17 protein-coding genes are annotated in these 17832 nt (G+C 65.2%); 7 read left to right on the top strand and 10 right to left on the bottom strand.

Translation table 11 applies throughout. From position 1 onward, the window contains the following. Positions 1-178 precede the first annotated feature (178 nt). The 7 genes from rpsF (at position 179) to DVS29_RS02855 (ending at position 6138) form a co-directional block, all read left to right on the top strand. Entirely contained in the window at positions 179-550 is a 372-nt protein-coding gene (gene rpsF / locus DVS29_RS02885; RefSeq protein WP_118178932.1) for a 30S ribosomal protein S6, read from the top strand. A 68-nt stretch (positions 551-618) separates the two neighbouring features. Then, entirely contained in the window at positions 619-918 is a 300-nt protein-coding gene (gene priB / locus DVS29_RS02880; protein ID WP_118178931.1) for a primosomal replication protein N, read from the top strand. 2 nt (positions 919-920) lie between these two features. Further along, positions 921-1196, top strand: a complete 276-nt coding sequence (rpsR, locus tag DVS29_RS02875; RefSeq protein WP_012400321.1) for a 30S ribosomal protein S18 — start codon at positions 921-923, stop codon at positions 1194-1196. A gap of 27 nt (positions 1197-1223) precedes the next feature. Beyond that, positions 1224-1676 (top strand): 50S ribosomal protein L9, encoded by a 453-nt coding sequence (gene rplI / locus DVS29_RS02870; RefSeq protein WP_118178930.1) that lies wholly within the window; start codon positions 1224-1226, stop codon positions 1674-1676. 236 nt (positions 1677-1912) lie between these two features. Next, a complete protein-coding gene (gene dnaB, locus DVS29_RS02865) occupies positions 1913-4336 on the top strand; it encodes a replicative DNA helicase (protein ID WP_118178929.1) in 2424 nt (807 codons plus the stop codon). Positions 4337-4488: 152 nt separating this feature from the next. Beyond that, a complete protein-coding gene (locus DVS29_RS02860) occupies positions 4489-5115 on the top strand; it encodes a DUF47 domain-containing protein (protein WP_118178928.1) in 627 nt (208 codons plus the stop codon). Positions 5116-5127: 12 nt separating this feature from the next. Next, the gene (locus tag DVS29_RS02855; protein ID WP_118178927.1) at positions 5128-6138 is read left to right on the top strand and encodes an inorganic phosphate transporter; all 1011 of its coding nucleotides are present in this window, start codon (positions 5128-5130) and stop codon (positions 6136-6138) included. 34 nt (positions 6139-6172) lie between these two features. Here the strand turns inward: DVS29_RS02855 and DVS29_RS02850 are convergent, their stop codons facing one another. The 10 genes from DVS29_RS02850 to DVS29_RS02805 all read right to left on the bottom strand — a co-directional run bounded on the left by DVS29_RS02850 (position 6173) and on the right by DVS29_RS02805 (position 17829). After that, entirely contained in the window at positions 6173-7009 is an 837-nt protein-coding gene (locus DVS29_RS02850; RefSeq protein ID WP_118178926.1) for an SDR family NAD(P)-dependent oxidoreductase, read from the bottom strand. 162 nt (positions 7010-7171) lie between these two features. Further along, positions 7172-8530 carry a C40 family peptidase gene (locus DVS29_RS02845; RefSeq protein WP_118178925.1) on the bottom strand — a complete coding sequence of 453 codons (1359 nt, stop codon included), beginning with the start codon at positions 8528-8530 and terminating at the stop codon, positions 7172-7174. Between the two features lie 211 nt (positions 8531-8741). Further along, positions 8742-9161: a GtrA family protein gene (locus tag DVS29_RS02840; RefSeq protein ID WP_205962395.1), complete on the bottom strand. Its 420-nt coding sequence runs from the start codon at positions 9159-9161 to the stop codon at positions 8742-8744. 64 nt (positions 9162-9225) lie between these two features. Next, positions 9226-10650 (bottom strand): UbiA family prenyltransferase, encoded by a 1425-nt coding sequence (locus DVS29_RS02835; protein WP_118178924.1) that lies wholly within the window; start codon positions 10648-10650, stop codon positions 9226-9228. A 397-nt stretch (positions 10651-11047) separates the two neighbouring features. Then, on the bottom strand, positions 11048-12889 hold the full coding sequence (locus DVS29_RS02830) for a PhoH family protein (protein ID WP_118178923.1): 1842 nt from the start codon (positions 12887-12889) through the stop codon (positions 11048-11050). A gap of 366 nt (positions 12890-13255) precedes the next feature. Beyond that, on the bottom strand, positions 13256-13717 hold the full coding sequence (locus DVS29_RS02825; protein ID WP_118178922.1) for a peroxiredoxin: 462 nt from the start codon (positions 13715-13717) through the stop codon (positions 13256-13258). Positions 13718-13823: 106 nt separating this feature from the next. After that, the gene (locus DVS29_RS02820) at positions 13824-14720 is read right to left on the bottom strand and encodes a polysaccharide deacetylase family protein (protein WP_118178921.1); all 897 of its coding nucleotides are present in this window, start codon (positions 14718-14720) and stop codon (positions 13824-13826) included. Between the two features lie 15 nt (positions 14721-14735). Continuing rightward, entirely contained in the window at positions 14736-15800 is a 1065-nt protein-coding gene (locus DVS29_RS02815; protein ID WP_118178920.1) for a bifunctional UDP-4-keto-pentose/UDP-xylose synthase, read from the bottom strand. After that, the gene (locus DVS29_RS02810) at positions 15797-16768 is read right to left on the bottom strand and encodes a formyltransferase (RefSeq protein WP_118178919.1); all 972 of its coding nucleotides are present in this window, start codon (positions 16766-16768) and stop codon (positions 15797-15799) included. The genes DVS29_RS02815 and DVS29_RS02810 overlap by 4 nt, the downstream gene beginning before the upstream one ends. Further along, positions 16765-17829, bottom strand: a complete 1065-nt coding sequence (locus DVS29_RS02805) for a glycosyltransferase (protein WP_240655431.1) — start codon at positions 17827-17829, stop codon at positions 16765-16767. The genes DVS29_RS02810 and DVS29_RS02805 overlap by 4 nt, the downstream gene beginning before the upstream one ends. Between the last annotated feature and the right edge of the window lie 3 nt (positions 17830-17832).

Here is a 17832-nt window from a genome sequence, read left to right as displayed (position 1 = left end):
TTACCGCGGGAATGCAGCGGCTTCGCGGTTTCCCCCAAGTGCCTGAAAACACACCGGAAACCGCGCGCGTTTCGTCAATAAACCTTGCGCACTGTCGCCACTCGCGCTACAATCTCCGGCTTCTCACTTGCCGCACCGGTTCAGACGCCCGGGCGGCTTATATCCACAAGGAGTGTGTATGCGTCATTACGAAATCGTCTTCATCGTGCACCCGGACCAGAGCGAACAGGTGCCCGCGATGATCGAGCGTTACAAGTCGACGATCACGTCGCACGGTGGCCAGATCCACCGTATCGAAGACTGGGGCCGTCGCCAGCTGGCCTACATGATCGAGAAACTCGCGAAGGCTCACTACGTCTGCATGAACATCGAATGCGACCAGGCCACGCTCGAAGAGCTCGAACACGCGTTCAAGTTCAACGACGCGGTGCTGCGTCACCTCATCGTCAAGATGAAGAAGGCCGAAACCGGCCCGTCGCCGATGATGAAGGAAGTGCAGCGCGAAGAAGCCAAGAAGGCGGCTGCCCAGCCGTCCGAAGCGCAGGCTTAAAGACACAAGCCATCAGGGAATCACGTCGCACTTGCGCCCCTTCGTTCAACTGACCCACTGATCGTCAAGTGAACAGGCTGCAGCTCTCGGCAAGCATCGTCGAACGCGAACCGGTACGTTACACACCGGCCGGTGTTCCGATCGCAAGCTGCACGTTGCAGCACCGCACGGAAGTCGTCGAAGCCGGCATCGCCCGGCAGGTCGAACTGACGATGCCGGCGGTGGCGGCAGGCGAGGCGAGCGGCAAGCTCGAAAACTGCGGAATGGGCGTCGAAACGCTCTTCACCGGTTTTCTGGCGAAAAAGAGCCGTAACGCGCGAACCCTGGTGTTTCACATCACCGAAATGCAGGACACAGGAAAGGACTAATCATGCCCCGCCCGACTGGTAAGAAATTCGACAAGCGTCGTCAGCAACAGAACCCGCTCTTCAAGCGCAAGAAGTTCTGCCGTTTCACGGCTGCTGGCGTCGAACAGATCGACTACAAGGACATCGACACGCTGAAGGACTTCATCGGCGAGAACGGCAAGATCACGCCGGCGCGTCTGACGGGTACCAAGGCCCACTATCAACGCCAGCTGGACACGGCCATCAAGCGCGCGCGTTTCCTCGCGCTGATGCCGTACACCGACCAGCACAAGGCCTAACCCGGCGCCGCGACAAGGAGCAACCGAATGCAGATCATTCTTCTCGAAAAAGTGTTGAACGTCGGCAACCTGGGCGACATCGTCAAGGTCAAGGACGGCTACGCCCGTAACTTTCTGATCCCGAACAAGCAGGCTCGCCGCGCCACGAAGGAAGCGATCGCCGAATTCGAAGTTCGCCGCGCCGAACTCGAAAAGGCCGCTGGCGAAAAGCTGGCAACGGCGCAAGGCCAGGGCGAAAAGCTCGCCGGTTCGACGATCCAGATCGCACAGAAGGCTGGCGTCGACGGCCGTCTGTTCGGCTCGGTGACGAACGCCGATATCGCCGAAGCAGTGAACAAGCAAGGCTTCTCGATCGAGAAGTCGCAAGTGCGTCTGCCGGAAGGCCCGCTGAAGATCGTGGGCGATCATCCGGTCCAGATTTCGCTGCACACGGACGTCCTCGTGGACGTCACTGTGTCGGTGCTGGGCGAGCACGTCTAAGCGCTTGTTGCGCCGCTCGTCGCGCCAGCATCGCTGGCGTGTCGGGCAAGCCGGGACCCGCGCTCTTGCGTCGGTCACTGGCAGCCAGAAAGGCAGGAACCGGATTTCCGGGCCTGCCTTTTTTCTTTGCCGGATCGCGTGCTGGATTGCCTCCTGAATGGCTTGCCGGATTGCTTGCCTGAGCATTTTTCCGTCGTGCTTTCCGGCGAGCCGGCATTGCCGGATAATTCCCACCCATGAACGCACCGAACGACCCCCAGATCGAGCAGCTGAAAGTCCCGCCGCATTCCATCGAGGCCGAGCAATCGGTGCTCGGCGGCCTGCTGCTCGATAACGCCGCATGGGACCGCATCGCGGACTTCCTCGCGCAGAGCGACTTCTACCGCTACGACCACCGGATCATCTTCGAGCACATCGGCAGGCTGATCGCCGCGACGCGTCCAGCGGACGTGATCACCGTGTACGAAGCGCTCGGCACCGCCGGCAAGGCGGACGAAGTGGGCGGTCTCGCCTACCTGAACGCGCTCGCGCAGAACACGCCGAGCGCGGCGAACATCCGCCGCTATGCGGAGATCGTGCGCGACCGCGCGGTGCTGCGCCGGCTGGTTTCGGTCGCCGACGAGATCTCCGCCGACGCGTTCAATCCGCAAGGCAAGGAAGTGCGCCAGCTGCTGGACGAGGCGGAATCGAAGGTGTTCTCGATCGCCGAAGACGGCGCGCGTGGCACCCAGGGCTTCCTCGAGATCGGGCCCCTGCTGACTCAGGTGGTCGAGCGGATCGACACGCTGTATCACACCGCGAACCCCAGCGATGTGACCGGCACACCGACCGGCTTCGTGGACCTCGACCGGATGACGTCCGGCATGCACGGCGGCGAACTGATCATCGTGGCGGGAAGACCGTCGATGGGTAAGGCACAGCCGCTCGACGCGCGCGTGAAGACCTTGTCGGGCTGGAAACGGATGGGCGACCTGGAGCGCGGCGATGCGCTGGCATCGGTCGACGGCGCGCCTTCGATGGTGACCGGCCTCTACCCGCAGGGCGAACGGCAGGTCTACCGGGTGCGGTTTTCCGATGGCCGTTCTGCCGAGTGCTGCGACGAGCACCTGTGGCGCGTCCACTATCGCGGCTGGACCCAGCCTCGGGTCGTCAATACGGCGGGGTTGCGCGAGCTGCTGACGAAGAAGCGTTACCAGAACCGCCTGTGGATAGATCTGCCCAGCGGCGATTTCGGTCACGAGGAAACCTTGCCGGTTGACCCGTGGGTGCTCGGCGCGCTGCTCGGCGATGGCGCGATCGGCGGTACGTCCGTGCGCTTCAGCGTGAAGGCCGAGGAGACGCTCGAGCGCATGCGTGCGCGCGTCGGCGAAGCGATGGAACTCACGTACGGCGGCCAGTACGACTGGCGGATCAAGCATCGACCTGCGAGCGAGAATGCGGCGCGGCCCGCCGCCAATCCGGTCAAGCAGGCGCTCGAACGTCTGAGCCTCTGGGGCTGCACGAGCCACGACAAGTTCATTCCGCGCGCCTATCTGGACGCCGCCAGGTCAGTGCGTCTCGACGTTCTGCGCGGCCTGCTTGACACCGACGGCTGGGTGGAGTCGTGGGGCACGGTGCGCTATTCGACGGCGAGCCCGCGGCTTGCGCAGGACGTCTGCGAGCTGGTGCGCTCGCTCGGCGGCTGGTGCTCGGTGTCGGAGAAGCGGACCTCGTTCGTGCGCGACGGCGTACGCAAGGAAGGCGCGACGGCATACCAATGCACGATCAGCCATCCGGATCCGCAGAGCCTGTTCCTGTTCGAAGGCAAGCGCGAGCGTCTCGAACGTGGGCGCGTCAGACGCAAGATGCCGGTGATCGTGTCGATCGAACCCACGCGGATCACGCAGACGCGGTGCATCTCCGTGTCGCATCCGTCGCGCCTTTACGTCACCGACGACTACGTCGTGACGCACAACACGGCGTTCTCGATGAACATCGGCGAATACGTGGCCGTCGAGTACGGGTTGCCGGTGGCGGTGTTCTCGATGGAAATGCCGGGCACGCAGCTCACCATGCGTATGCTCGGCTCGGTCGGCCGGCTCGATCAGCACCGGATGCGTACCGGGCGCCTCACCGACGAAGACTGGCCGAAGCTCACGCATGCGGTGCAGAAAATGAGCGAGGCGCAGATCTTCATCGACGAAACCGGCGGCCTGAACCCGATGGAACTGCGCTCGCGCGCGCGGCGTCTGTCGCGTCAGTGCGGCAAGCTCGGCCTCATCATCGTCGACTACCTGCAGCTGATGAGCGGCTCCTCGCAGGGCGAAAACCGCGCGACCGAAATCTCGGAAATCTCGCGCTCGCTGAAGAGCCTCGCGAAAGAACTCGACGTGCCGGTGATCGCGCTGTCGCAGCTGAACCGCGGTCTGGAACAGCGCCCGAACAAGCGGCCGGTGATGTCCGACCTGCGCGAATCCGGCGCTATCGAACAGGACGCGGACGTGATCCTGTTCATTTATCGCGACGAGGTCTACAACCCGGACAGTCAGGACAAGGGCACCGCGGAAATCATCATCGGCAAGCAGCGTAACGGTCCGATCGGCCCGGTGCGGCTCACGTTCCACGGGCAGTTCACGAAGTTCGACAACTTCGCCGGCGCGCAGAATTTCTACAGCGATTAAAGGCGAGGGCGGGCGAAGGCGGACGCGAACGGCACCGGATGTGTCGCTCGCGCGACGCGCCGATGCATGCAGTGGGTGCGTCGGAGTGCCCCGAAACGGTACAATGTGGCAGTTTTATGTCAGTCACAACATGACCATTTCCCGGGATTCCAATGTTCGGCCGCTTCATGCCAACCGAAGGCAAGTTCTTCGAGATTTTCAACGCCCACGCCAGGTTCATCGTCTCAGCGAGCCACGAACTCGAACTGCTGATCGATAATCTCCACGACGCCGAAGTTCACAAGCAGAACGTGCAGCAAGCCGAGAAGGCCGCCGACAAGCTGACGCACGAAACGATCGACCTGCTGCACAAGACCTTCATCACGCCGCTCGACCGCGACGAAATCCACAAGCTGATCACGACGATGGACGACATCCTCGACCTGATGGAGGACGTCGCAACGGCCATTTCGCTGTACGACGTGCAGTCGGTGACGTCGGAGGCGAGCCAGCTCGCGCACATCTCGACGAAAACCTGCGAGCGCGTGCAGGCGGCGGTCGCGATGCTGTCCGACCTGAAGCAGGCGAGCCAGATCCTGAAAGCGTGCGAGGACATCGACCGGCTCGAGTCCGAAGCGGACCGCGTGCTGCGCGCGGCGATGTCGAAGCTCTTCCGCGAGGAAGACGACGTCAAGACGCTGATCAAGCTGAAAGCGATCTACGAGCTGCTCGAGACGATCACCGACAAGTGCGAGGATGTCGCGAACATCATCGAAGGCATCGTGCTGGAAAACGCCTGAGCGGACGCCCTGATGCATTCGATCCAACTGGCCATCTGGGCGGTCGCGCTGCTCGTCGCGATCTCGCTCGTGTTCGACTTCATGAACGGCTTTCACGACGCCGCGAATTCCATCGCCACCGTCGTCTCCACCGGCGTGCTGAAGCCGCAGCAGGCGGTGGCGTTCGCCGCGCTCTTCAACGTCATCGCGTATTTCATCTTTCACCTGAGGGTCGCGCAGACCGTCGGCAAGGGCACGATCGATCCCGGCATCGTCGATCACTACGTCGTGTTCGGCGCGCTCGTCGGCGCGATCGGCTGGAACATCATCACGTGGCTCTACGGCATTCCGTCGAGCTCGTCGCACGCGCTGATCGGCGGGCTCGTCGGCGCGGCGCTGGCGAAGTCGGGCTGGGGCGCGCTCAATTTCGACGGGCTGATGAAGACGGTCGCGTTCATCATCATCTCGCCGCTGCTGGGCTTCGTGCTCGGCTCGTTCTTCATGCTGGTCGTGTCGTGGATGTATTTCCGCACGCCGCCGAGCAAGGTCGACCGGCGCTTCCGGCGCCTACAGCTGTTGTCCGCCGCACTCTACAGCCTGGGCCACGGCGGCAACGACGCACAGAAGACCATCGGCATCATCTGGATGCTGCTGATCGCGACCGGCTACGCGTCGATGTCGGCTGCCGCGCCGCCGCTGTGGGTGATCGGCGGCTGCTACGTGTCGATGGGCCTCGGCACGCTGTTCGGCGGCTGGCGGATCGTCCGCACGATGGGCCAGAAGATCACGAAGCTGAAGCCCGTCGGCGGTTTCTGCGCGGAGTCCGGCGGCGCGCTGACGCTGTTCCTGGCCTCGTTCCTCGGTATCCCGGTATCCACGACGCATACGATCACCGGTGCGATCGTCGGCGTCGGCGCGACGCAGAAGCTGTCCGCGGTGCGCTGGGGCGTGGCGGGCAACATCGTGTGGGCGTGGATACTCACCATTCCCGCGTCCGCCGTGATGGCCGCGGCAGGGTGGTGGCTCGGCCACCGGTTCCTGTAGACGCCAGCCGCCCACCGCCGGCCGCCAGATCGCGCTAGATCAGCGGCACGTTGCCGCCGTCCATCGGCACGATCGCGCCGGTCACGTAGCTGGCCCGCTCGCTCGCGAGAAAGAGTGCGACGTCGGCGATTTCCTCCGGCTTCGCGTAGCGTCCGAGCGGCACTTTCGACTGGCCGCGGGCCAGCACCTCTTCCGGCGCGATGCCCTGCTGGCCGGCTTCGAGGTTCAGCGCTTCCTGCAGGCGCTCGGTGAGCGTCGCCCCCGGATTGATCGCGTTGATGCGGATGCCGTAGCGCGCGTAATAGTGCGCGAGGCCGACCGTCGACAGCATCAGCGCGGCGTTCGCGGCGCCGCCCGCGATGTGGATGTCGGTCGCGACCTTGCCGCCCATGCCGATCACGTTGACGATCGCGCCGGGCGCGCCGGGCGCGCTGCCCGGGTTGCCCGGGTTGGCCGGGTTGGCGTTTTTCGCACGTTCGACCATCCTGCGCAGCACCTCCTGCTGCGTGTAGATATACGGAAAGTACTTCGCTTCCATCGTCGACCGGAACGCGTCGGCATCGAGCGTTTCCGGGTCGAAGCGGCGCGCGGCGCCCGCACTGTTGATCAGCACGTCGATCGGTCCGACTGCCTGGGTCGTCTCCTCCACAACTTCCGCCGCGCTGTGCGCCTCGTGCAGATCGGCGCGCGCGAGATGAACCTGCAGGCCTTCTTTCGCGAGCTGTTCGCGGGCGCGCGCGAGATTCGCGGGGTCGCGCGACACGATCGAGACCTTCGCGCCCTCGCGCGCAAACGCCCGCGCACACGCGAGCCCGATGCCTTTGCTGCCGCCCGTGATCAGCACCACCTTGTTCTTCAGTCCGAGATCCATGTCGTCACCTGCCGTTCGAGGAATTACGAAAACGATAGCAGAGCGACGTCGGGCATGGGGCGACGAGGCCGTACGTTGGCTGAACGGACAAGGTGACTTAAGGCCGGTCGCCGTCGCGCGCGAACGTTGGCCGTTCGGCTAATGGCGCGCCGCGGCGGAAAATCAGAAACTGCCGTTGGCGAAGCGGGCGATCGGATCGTCGCCGGCGGGCGTGCGGATCGGCTGTCCGTGCGATGCCGTCGACGCGCGCATGATCTGCGTGCCTTCCGTGCCGGCGGCGGGTGGGGACGGTTGGGGTTGAAGCTGCTGCGCGCTGCGTGCCTGCTGCTGGGCGGTTGTCGCGGACGGCGGAGGCGGTTCGTAGGCGTCCGCGGCCTGGTCGATCGCATCTGGGTGCGTATTGGAGGGTGTCGCAGGAGCTGAACCGTAGGACGGCGCAAGCGCTGCGGTGCGGGCAGGGGCAACCGGCTGCTGCTGCTGTTGCTGCATTTCGCGCGCGTCGATGGTTGGCGAGGGCGGTGAGGCCGGCGTGGCCGGGATGGTCGGCGCGGTGGTACCGCTGGACGCCGCAGGCGAAACCGCGCCTGCGTCGCGAGCCTGCAGCTGCGCGGCGCTCATTGCGCTGGGCGGCGGCTCGAACGCGTCGGCGGTGGCGGGCGGCGGGTTCGTCGGCGCGATGCCGCCAGTCACGCCATTGGGCGTGGCTGTCGCACCGCTCAAGCCTGACGCGACGGGCGCAACCGATGTTTGCGCGGCCATCGCGGCGCGTGCGTCAGCCGGGCGCGCGCCGGCCGGTGTTGATATCGGCGTCTGCGCCTGAATCGGCGCCTGAGCCGGTGTCGCCGCATAAGACGACGCATTACCAGCCGCATAGCCCGCCTTCGCACCCGCCGGGCCTGCAGCCGAACCAGCCGCACCCGCAGCACCATTAGCCCCCTCAGGCGTGCGCGAAGCCTGATACGTCGGCACATCGAACGGCGCGGGTGTCGTCTTCGGCGGCGCGACGCGGCGGATGCCGTCGAAGTGCTTTGCCCAGTACGGGTTGTTCAGGTAGTCGAGGCGCACGGTGCCGCCGGTGGACGGCGCGTTGACGAAGCGCAGCTTGCCTACGTAGATGCCGACGTGCGAGTGCGGCCGCCCGGTCGTGTTGAAGAACACGAGGTCGCCGGTCGCGATCTCGTCGGGGTCGATGGATTCGCCGCGCGTGCTCATCTCCGCGGTGGTGCGCGGCAGGTTGACCGACGCGGAACGCGCGAACACGTAGCGCACGAGGCCGCTGCAGTCGAAGCCGCTATCCGGCGTGTTGCCGCCCCAGCGGTACGGAATGCCGACGAGGCTCATCGCCTGAATCGGGATTTCCTCCCGGCCAATGCTGTGGTCGACGAAGTTCGGGAAGCCCGGTGGCCTGGTGCGGAAGGCGCCGGAAGAGGAGGATTCGCCGGTGCGGGCGGAACGCTGCGGCGCGCTCGAGCACGCCGCGAGCAGCAGGGCCATCAGCAACGGGAACCAGAGTCGGCGCATGTGGATACGACGAAGCGCGCCCGGCGGTGGGCCGATCTCAGCGCGCGCATAAATAGTACAGATGCCGCGATAGTAGACCGTCCCGCAGGGCCCCCGCAAGAAAACTTGATAAATTACATGAACTTCGCGCGCTAAGTGTTGCTTTGCGGTGCGGTATCCGGGTCAAAGCGCGGACTCAAAGCGCCGCGTCAACGCCCACCATCAACGCCCCTCAACGAAACACGAACTTCTTGTCGAGCCGGTATTTGACGAAGTAGCCGATCACCAGCCCGACGAAGCCACCCGCGAGGCGCCCGGTGTCGGTGCCGAACAGGCGGTCCGCGCCGAACTCGAAGCCCCAGAAGATGACCGTCGTCGCGACGCCCATGCAGCTGTAGAGAATGAAGCTCACCAGGCCGTGCGCGATGTCGCGGTGCTCGTACTGGAAGATCCACAGCTTGTCGAGCACGAACTTGACGACGAGGCCGACGCCGGTGCCGAAAAACACCGACAGCGGCACCGCCATCCAGCCGCTGTAGACGAGCAGCGCGATTTTCTGGCTGCCCAGGTTGGACAGGATCGAAATGGCCGCGAACAGCGTATAAGCCGCGACCAGCCGCGAGCGTCCCAGCTCCGCTGGAATGCCGCTCATCACGTCGACTGTCTGCGCGCCGCCGAGCGCGGCGCTTCTTGCTTCACTCATGGCTTCACCTGCTTCAGATTGCTGCCCAGAACACCAACCCGCACAACGCTACGACGGCGAGACTCACGCGGTCCCGCGCCGCGAACACGATCGGATCGTCATGCATGCCGCCGCGATGCGCGATGACCCACGCCCGGCTGATCCAGTACAGCACCAGCGGACACGCGAGCCAGATCACCTGCGGTTCGCGGTACAGGCTCATCGTGCGTGCGTCCTGGATGTACAGCGCGAGCACCAGCACCGCCAGATAGCCGGACGCGGTGCCGAGCGACGAGATCATCGGCAGGTCGGCGACGGTGTAGTCGCGGCCGCGCGTTTTCGTGACGCCGCGCGCCTGCATCGCATGGACTTCCGCGTAGCGCTTGATCAGCGCGAGGCTCAGGAACATGAACATCGAGAATGCGAGCAGCCAGAACGTCAGATGCGCGCCGACCGCCGCGGTGCCCGCGACGATGCGCGTCGTGTAGAGGCCGGCGAGGGTCACGACGTCGACCACGACCTGGCGCTTGATGAAGGTCGAGTACGCGAGCGTCAGCACGTAGTATCCGAGCAGCACGAGCGCGAAGCGCGCCGGCAGCCACGCAAGCGCGATCGCGAACGATCCGGCGAGCAGCACGGGTATCAGCGCCATCCCCCACGCGAGCGGCATCGCGCCCGAAGCCAGCGGCCGTTTGCATTTCACCGGATGGTTGCGGTCGTCTTCGAGATCGAGCAGGTCGTTCAGCAGATAGACGCTCGATGCGCACAGTCCGAACGAGAAAAACGCGAGCAGCGCCGACGCGACCGCGAACGGCGAGTTCAGCATGTGCGCGGCGAGGAGCGGCAGGAAGATCAGCAGGTTCTTCAGCCACTGATGCAGGCGCAACGCTTTCGCGAACGTGCGCAGCAGGGACGGGCGCGAATCGATCACGCGCTCCACGTTGCCGATCCGCCGTGCCGCGCGCTCCACGCCGGTGTCCGGGTTCACCACGTACGCGCGTTCGGCCGAGCGCCACACGGGCACGTCGTCGCGCGAGTTGCCGACGTAGTCGAAGCCTTTTTCGCCGTACTCGGCCACCAGCTGGTCGCGCTTGCGCGCGGCCGCGAGGTTGGTCTCGGCATCGGTCGCGAAGGTGCGGTCGAACAGGCCCAGATGCGCGGAGATGGCCTGCGCGTAACGTTCGCTGCACGCGGTCGCGAGCACCAGCGAACGGCCGGCGGCGCGTTCGGCGGACAGCCAGTCGAGCACGGTGCGGTCGTAGGGCAGCGCGGCGACGTCGATGTCGGTTGCGTCGGCCAGCTGGGTCTTGAGCGCGGGCTTGCCGCCGCGCAGCAGCCACAGCAGCGGCTTGTAGAAGCGGTACGGCGCGGATTTGAGGTACGCGAAGCCGGATTCGATCAGCACGTCCGAACGGAGCAGCGTGCCGTCCAGGTCGACGACGAGTGGTTTGCTTAGCATTGGTCAACCCCGGGGCAGACGCCGCCCGGTCACGCGCGAAGTCTGCGATTTGTTTCCTGCATCCAGCGGACGTACTGCCACCACGTGGTCTCGACGTGGGAAATCGCGTCCCGGACACGGCGAGGCCAATGTACTCCGGCCCTGCGCGCGCCAACGTTGAGGAGCGCACAAAACTCGCGAGATAGCGCGCGGAACTTGCGGTGCGTGCAGCCGGAAGGGGCGAAAATTACATTGCCCTTATCGAGGATATCGGCACCGTCTGGCTCGAAGTTGAGCCGGAGATCGAAGCGACGCAATCGCGGAGCGGCCCGGCTGGCGGGGCTGAAAGGCGAAAAAAAACCGCCTCCGGGAAAATCCGGAGGCGGTCTGGGTGACTGCGCGGTGGGTGTCGAGCCGCCTACAGGATGTCCGACGCGTAGTCGGCCAGCCGCGAGCGCTCGCCGCGGGCAAGCGTTACGTGGCCGCTATGCGCCCAGCCCTTGAAGCGGTCGACGACATAGGTGAGGCCCGAGCTGCCTTCCGTCAGGTACGGCGTGTCGATCTGCGCGATGTTGCCGAGGCAGATGATCTTGGTGCCCGGACCCGCGCGCGTGACGAGCGTCTTCATCTGTTTCGGCGTCAGGTTCTGCGCTTCGTCGATGATCAGATACTTGTCGACGAAGGTCCGGCCGCGCATGAAGTTCATGCTCTTCACCTTCAGGCGCGAGCGGATCAGCTCCTGGGTCGCGGCGCGGCCCCATTCGCCGGCTGCGTCGTCGGTTTTCTGCAGAACCTCGAGGTTGTCGTCGAATGCGCCCATCCACGGCTGCATCTTCTCTTCCTCGGTACCCGGCAGAAAGCCGATGTCCTCGCCGACCGGAACGGTTGCGCGCGTCACGATGATCTCGTTGTAGCGCTTGTCGTCGAGCACCTGCGCGAGGCCCGCCGCGAGCGCGACGAGCGTCTTGCCGGTGCCGGCCTGGCCGAGCAGCGTGACGAAGTCGATCTCCGGGTTCATCAGCAGGTTCAGCGCGAAGTTCTGCTCGCGGTTACGCGCCGTGATGCCCCACACGTTGTTCTTGTGGTGGCCGTAGTCGCGCAGCGTCTGCAGCAGCGCCGTCTTGCCGTTCAGCTCGCGCACGATCGCATGGAACGCGGGCTCGCCGTTCTGCGGCTCGAGGTAGACGAACTCGTTGACGAGCATCGAGCCGCACAGCGGTCCCGTCACGCGGTAGTACGTGGTGCCGGTCTTGGTGTCCTGCCAGCTCTCCATGCCCTTCGCGTGCTTCGTCCAGAAGTCCTGCGGCAGCGCGCGGATGCCCGTATACAGCAGGTCCTTGTCTTCGAGAACCTGGTCGTTGAAGTAGTCTTCCGCGGGCAGGCCGAGCGCGTGCGCCTTGATCCGCATGTTGATGTCTTTCGACACCAGCACGACCTGGCGGTCTTCGCGGTCGCGTTGCAGTGCGCGCACGACACCGAGGATCTGGTTGTCGGCCTTGCCTTCCGGCAGGCCTTCCACCGGCTCGATCGCGGTGAGCTTGGTCTGGAAGTACAGGCGTCCCGAGGCCTCCCGGCTGCCGAGGCGCGACAGCGAGATGCCTTCGGAGATCGGACCGGCGTTCGCGACGAGCGCATCGAGCGTGCGGCTCACCTGGCGGGCGTTACGCGCGACTTCCGACATCCCCTTCTTGTGGTTGTCGAGCTCCTCGAGCGTCATCATCGGCAGATAGACGTCGTGTTCCTCGAAGCGGAAGAGACAGGTCGGGTCGTGCATCAGCACGTTGGTGTCGAGCACGAACAGCTTGCGCGTTTCGGTGTCGTCGACGGAACCGGCGCGCCTGCGGGCCGAGCCGCGGGTCGTGGGCGTAGCGGCCGCGGCGGGCGCCTTCGTGCCGGAGCGCGCGCCGCGCGCGACCGGCGTGGCGGGCGCAGCGTCGTCGGACTCGGATTCGGGCGCTGGCGTGACGGCAGGAACCGGTTGCAGGAGCGCCGCGGTCTGCTTCGTTTTTCGGCCGCGCGCGGAGGTGGATTCGGACGTGGCGCCAGTGGCGGCGGTCGGGACGGAGCGCAGCGTCGGCGCGGCATGACTGGTTGCCGCGATCGGCGTGACGACGCTCACGTCGTCATAGCCGGCCGATTCCGGATCGCCTGCGGGTTCAGGCTGTCGCACCGTCGTTTTCGCCGCCGGCCGGGCTTTGGCCTTGTATTCGTCAGGCGGCAGAAGATTACCGAGCTTGCTGGGTGCGGAAGGCAAAGGCATGGTGTCCCTCGAGGAAATCGGGTCGCATATCGTGCATCGCAAAGTGCCGCGAACATTCGCCGGGTAGGCGTGTGCCGACGGCAACGAGCGACGCGCTCAGATCTGAAGATGCCGGTTCGCCTGGTTTTTCGATGAGCTCCTTGGAGGAAAGACCGGACCGGCAGCGAGCCGGCGGGGGAGAAATAAAAAAGCCGCCGCCCCGGCTCCTGGGGCAAGCGGCTCGACTTCGGTCATCGCACTGTGCCTTGCGACTTCGACGCACTGGAAGGAGGAGTGGGCGTCGGTGGTGTCGGTACCGTGAAAGACGGCGCAGCGCGGAAAAAAATGGGGTGGACAGGCACTCATTGAAAATCAATATAACGCGCCTCAAAGCGCTTGTACAGCCTCCAGGACCTCGTCGACATGGCCCGGCACCTTGATGCCGCGCCATTCGCGCCGGAGTACCCCGGCACCGTCGATCAGGAACGTGGAGCGCTCGATGCCACGTACCTCTTTGCCATACATTTTCTTCATTTTGATGACGTCGAAGAGCGTGCACAGCGTCTCGTCCGGGTCCGATACCAGCGTAAACGGCAGTTCGAGCTTGGTCTTGAAGTTCTCGTGCGAACGCAGGCTGTCGCGCGACACGCCGACGATCACTGCGCCGGCCTTCTTGAACTTCGGATGCAGATCGCGGAACTGCAGACCTTCGGTCGTGCAGCCCGGCGTGTTGTCCTTCGGGTAGAAATACAGCACGAGCTTCTTGCCGCGTGCGCCCGACAGCGTAAAGTCTTCGCCAGTGGCGGGAGCGGTGAAGTCGGGGACGGTCTGGTCGACTGCGATGGGCACGAGGTTCTCCGTTTTCTTGTGAGGGCCGGTGGTCGCGACGCGCAGGAAGGGGATGCAGCGATACCGGGCGCGCGTGCCGGTTGCGGGCCGCGCGCCGGCAGGGAGATCAGTCGGGCTGGACGATCAGCTCGCCGGAGCGGCCGGGGATTTCACCCCAGGTCACAGGGTACGATGGCAGCGAGTCGCGGTCCAGCGTCGCGTGATAGTCGCCCATCGTCGCGAACGTGTGGCCTTGCGCGCGCCAGCCGTCGAGCAGTTGCTCGAAGATCGGCGCGAGCTTCTGGCCTTCGAGTTCCGCATGCAGCGTGAACACCTGGTCGCACGGATTGTTCTCGGTGCGCGCGAGCATCCATGCTGCGACGTTGGTCTCATCGATATTGTCGACGCCCAGCACTTCATCGAGCGTGGGCAGCGTGGTGGGCATCTGCACGTGGGCCAGGGTTCTGCCGTCTACGACCGGGAAGTACGGCGCATGGCCGCGTCCATCCGACGCGTAACGCATGCCCCACGCGTCGATCTGCTCGAACGCGTGGCCGTTCATCTGCCAGCCCGCCGCGCCGTGCGTGACCGGCGGCGCGCCGAACACCTCGACGAAACGTTCGTGGCTCTTCTGCATCTGCGCGGCGGTCCAGTCGCGCGGTTTCGAGCGCACGTTGTCCTGCCAGTACACGTGGTCCCACGTATGGATGCCGCACTCGAAGCCGGCTTCGTGGATCGCGCGCATGTCGGCAGCGGCGCGCGCGCCGATGTCGGGGCCGGGCAGCAGCACGCCGTACATCAACTGGCGGATGCCGTAGTGTTCGACCACCGACGTGCGCGACACCTTCTTCAGAAAACCCGGCCGCAGCACGCGGCGCATCGCCCAGCCGGTGTGATCCGGACCGAGGCTGAAGAGGAAGGTGGCGCGCGCCTTGAAGCGGTCGAAGATCCGCGCGAGATTCGGCACGCCTTCACGCGTGCCGCGCAGCGTGTCGACGTCGATCTTGAGGACGATACGGGCCAACGCGCTCGCTCCGCGTTACTGCTGCTCAACGAGTGCGCGCGCGTCCGCGACGTGGCCGCGATACGCTTCGAAGATCTTGCGCAGCGCGTCGTCGAACGTGGCTTGCGGTGCCCAGCCGAGCTCCTGCATCGTGTTGTCGATCTTCGGCACGCGGTTCTGCACGTCCTGGTAGCCTTCGCCGTAGTACGCGCCCGACGACGTTTCGACGAGCTGCACCTTCTTCGCGCTGTCGGCGTATTCCGGGAACTCGGCGGCGAGCGCCAGCATCTTGTGCGCGAGCTCGCGCACCGAGAAGTTGTTCTTCGGATTGCCGATGTTGTAGATCTTGCCCGTCGCGACGCCACCCTTGTTCTCGATGATCTTCATCAGCGCGTCGATGCCGTCGCCGATGTCGGTGAACGCGCGCTTCTGACCGCCGCCGTCGACGAGGCTGATGTTCTCGCCGCGCACGATGTGGCCGAGGAACTGCGTGACCACGCGCGAGCTGCCTTCCTTCGGCGTGTAGATCGAATCGAGGCCCGGGCCGATCCAGTTGAACGGACGGAACAGCGTGAAGTTGAGGCCTTCCATGCCGTAGCCCCAGATCACGCGGTCCATCAGCTGCTTCGAGCACGCGTAGATCCAGCGCGGCTTGTTGATCGGGCCGTAGATCAGCGGCGACGCGTCCGGGTCGAACTGCTCGTCGGTGCACATGCCGTACACCTCGGACGTGGACGGAAACACGAGGTGCTTGCCGTACTTCACGGCCGAACGCACGATCGGCAGGTTCGCCTCGAAGTCGAGTTCGAACACGCGCAGCGGCTGCTTCACGTAGGTGGCGGGCGTGGCGATCGCGACGAGCGGCAGGATCACGTCGCATTTGCGCACGTGATATTCGACCCACTCCTTGTTGATCGTGATGTCGCCTTCGAAGAAGTGCATGCGCTCGTGATTCACGAGGTCTCCGAGGCGCTCGGTCTGCATGTCCATCCCGAACACTTCCCAGTTGGTCGTTTCGAGGATGCGCTTGGACAGGTGGTGGCCGATGAAGCCGTTCACGCCCAGGATCAGGACTTTTTTGGCGAAGCCTTCGGTTTTCATTGCTTGCGGGAAGATTGAGTGAGCTGGGTGAACGCGGCGGGCGTGATGGCGTGCTCTTGCGACTGCGCGCCGGGGCCGCCGGACTGGTGATGGAGTTCGTGGATTGCGACTGCGCGGCCATCGCCGCAGATCGCCAAAAAGGCATTATCGCTCACGTGGACACCGGCGGGCAAATCCGCCCCGGCCGCGTCCGCAGCGGCAACGACGGCGCCCGGCGCCGCGAGCCGCGCACGCGCGATCACGAAGCGCTCGCCGTCGACATCGAAGAACGCGCCCGGATACGGCGGTGCGACTGCGCGGATCAGGTTGTAGACCTGCTCCGCGGGCTGCGTGAAATCGATGCGGCCGTCTTCCGGCTTGCGTCCGCCGAAATAGCTGCCGTGCGCGAGATCGTTCGGCAGATGCGGCGCTTCCCCAGCGAGCAGTGCGGGCAGCGCGCGCCACAGCGTCTGCTCGGCGGCCACCGTCACCTTGTCGAATACTTCGGCGGCCGTATCGTCGGGCAGGATCGGCACCGGCGTCTGCGCGACGATCGCGCCCGCGTCCGGCTTCGCGGCCATTTCATGCAGCGTCGCGCCGGTTTCGGTTTCGCCGTTGAGCACCGCCCAGTTGGTCGGCACGCGGCCGCGGTACTTCGGCAGCAGTGAGCCGTGCATGTTGTACGCGCCGCGCGCGGCGATCTTCAGCAGATCGACCGGCAGCATGTGGCGGTAGTAGAACGAGAAGATGAAGTCGGGCTTCGCGTGGCTGACGGCCGCGCGCAGATCGGCGCTCTTCGGATCCACCGGCGTGACGAACGGAATACCGTGCTCGGCCGCGACGCGCGCGACGCTGCCGAACCAGATGTTCTCGGTCGCGCTGTCTTCGTGCGTGACGACGAGCGCGACGTCGACGCCGCGCGCGAGCAGCGTCAGCAGGCAGCGGACGCCGACGTTGTGATAGGCGAAGACGACGGCGCGCGGTTTCATCGTTCGGGTCCCTGATCGGCGGTGGGGCGGCTGTGCGTGGTGGTGGTGAGCGGCGACGGCTGCACCGCCGGCTGCACGCTCATGTAGCCACCGCCGCCCGCGCCGCGCTCTTCCAGGATGGTCTGCACCAGATAGCGCGGCCGCGCGCGCACCTGCTGGTAGATGCGGCCGATGTACTCGCCGAGCAGGCCGAGCGCGAAGATGATCACGCCGAGCAGGAAGAACGTGATCGCGAACAGCGTGAACACGCCCTGCACTTCCGCGCCGATCACGAAGCGGCGAATCAGCAGCAGCACGAAGAGGGCCGCCGAACCCGCCGACAGGATCACGCCGATGAACGACAGCCATTGCAGCGGCACCACCGAAAAACCCGTGACGAGGTCGAAGTTCAGACGGATCAGGCTGTAAAGCGAATACTTCGATTCGCCCGCGAAACGCTCCTCGTGCGCGACGTCGATTTCGACCGGGTTCTGCGCGAACGTGTACGCGAGTGCCGGGATGAACGTGTTGATCTCGCCGCAGCGGTTGATCGTATCGACGATATGGCGGCTGTACGCGCGCAGCATGCAGCCCTGGTCGGTCATCTTGATGCGCGTGATGCGTTCGCGCAGCCGGTTCATCGCGAGCGACGCCTTGCGTCGCCACAGGCTGTCCTGGCGCTGCATGCGGATCGTGCCGACGTAGTCGAACCCTTCGCGCATCTTCGTGACGAGCTTGCCGATTTCCTCGGGCGGATTCTGCAGGTCGGCGTCGAGCGTGATGACGATGCTGCCGCGCGACTGCTCGAAGCCCGCGAGAATCGCCATGTGCTGCCCGTAGTTGCCGTTCAGCAGGATCACACGGGTCGCGTCGGGTCGCGCGCGGAACTGCTCGGCGAGGATCGCGGCGGAGCGGTCGCGGCTGCCGTCGTTGATGAAGATCACCTCGTAGCGCGTGCCGAGCGCATCGAGCGCCGGGTAGAGGCGCGCGAAGAGCGCGGCCAGTCCGGCCTCTTCGTTGTAGACCGGGATGATCACCGAGACTTCCGGTGCGCTCGTCGCGTGATGTTCCGTTTGACTCATGTG

Origin of the sequence: Paraburkholderia phosphatilytica (genome assembly GCF_003443895.1) — a bacterium.
Classification (GTDB): Bacteria; Pseudomonadota; Gammaproteobacteria; order Burkholderiales; family Burkholderiaceae; genus Paraburkholderia; species Paraburkholderia phosphatilytica.
The sequence above is the reverse complement of the archived record's forward strand: the minus strand, read 5'-3'. Positions and strand labels throughout refer to the sequence as shown.

Coding starts and splice junctions, on each gene's coding strand:
- rpsF (WP_118178932.1), top strand. CDS start 179: ATGCGTCATTACGAAATCGTCTTCATCGTGCACCCGGACCAGAGCGAA.
- rpsR (WP_012400321.1), top strand. CDS start 921: ATGCCCCGCCCGACTGGTAAGAAATTCGACAAGCGTCGTCAGCAACAG.
- rplI (WP_118178930.1), top strand. CDS start 1,224: ATGCAGATCATTCTTCTCGAAAAAGTGTTGAACGTCGGCAACCTGGGC.
- dnaB (WP_118178929.1), top strand. CDS start 1,913: ATGAACGCACCGAACGACCCCCAGATCGAGCAGCTGAAAGTCCCGCCG.
- DVS29_RS02860 (WP_118178928.1), top strand. CDS start 4,489: ATGTTCGGCCGCTTCATGCCAACCGAAGGCAAGTTCTTCGAGATTTTC.
- DVS29_RS02855 (WP_118178927.1), top strand. CDS start 5,128: ATGCATTCGATCCAACTGGCCATCTGGGCGGTCGCGCTGCTCGTCGCG.
- DVS29_RS02850 (WP_118178926.1), bottom strand. CDS start 7,009: ATGGATCTCGGACTGAAGAACAAGGTGGTGCTGATCACGGGCGGCAGC.
- DVS29_RS02845 (WP_118178925.1), bottom strand. CDS start 8,530: ATGCGCCGACTCTGGTTCCCGTTGCTGATGGCCCTGCTGCTCGCGGCG.
- DVS29_RS02840 (WP_205962395.1), bottom strand. CDS start 9,161: ATGAGCGGCATTCCAGCGGAGCTGGGACGCTCGCGGCTGGTCGCGGCT.
- DVS29_RS02835 (WP_118178924.1), bottom strand. CDS start 10,650: ATGCTAAGCAAACCACTCGTCGTCGACCTGGACGGCACGCTGCTCCGT.
- DVS29_RS02830 (WP_118178923.1), bottom strand. CDS start 12,889: ATGCCTTTGCCTTCCGCACCCAGCAAGCTCGGTAATCTTCTGCCGCCT.
- DVS29_RS02815 (WP_118178920.1), bottom strand. CDS start 15,800: ATGAAAACCGAAGGCTTCGCCAAAAAAGTCCTGATCCTGGGCGTGAAC.
- DVS29_RS02810 (WP_118178919.1), bottom strand. CDS start 16,768: ATGAAACCGCGCGCCGTCGTCTTCGCCTATCACAACGTCGGCGTCCGC.
- DVS29_RS02805 (WP_240655431.1), bottom strand. CDS start 17,829: ATGAGTCAAACGGAACATCACGCGACGAGCGCACCGGAAGTCTCGGTG.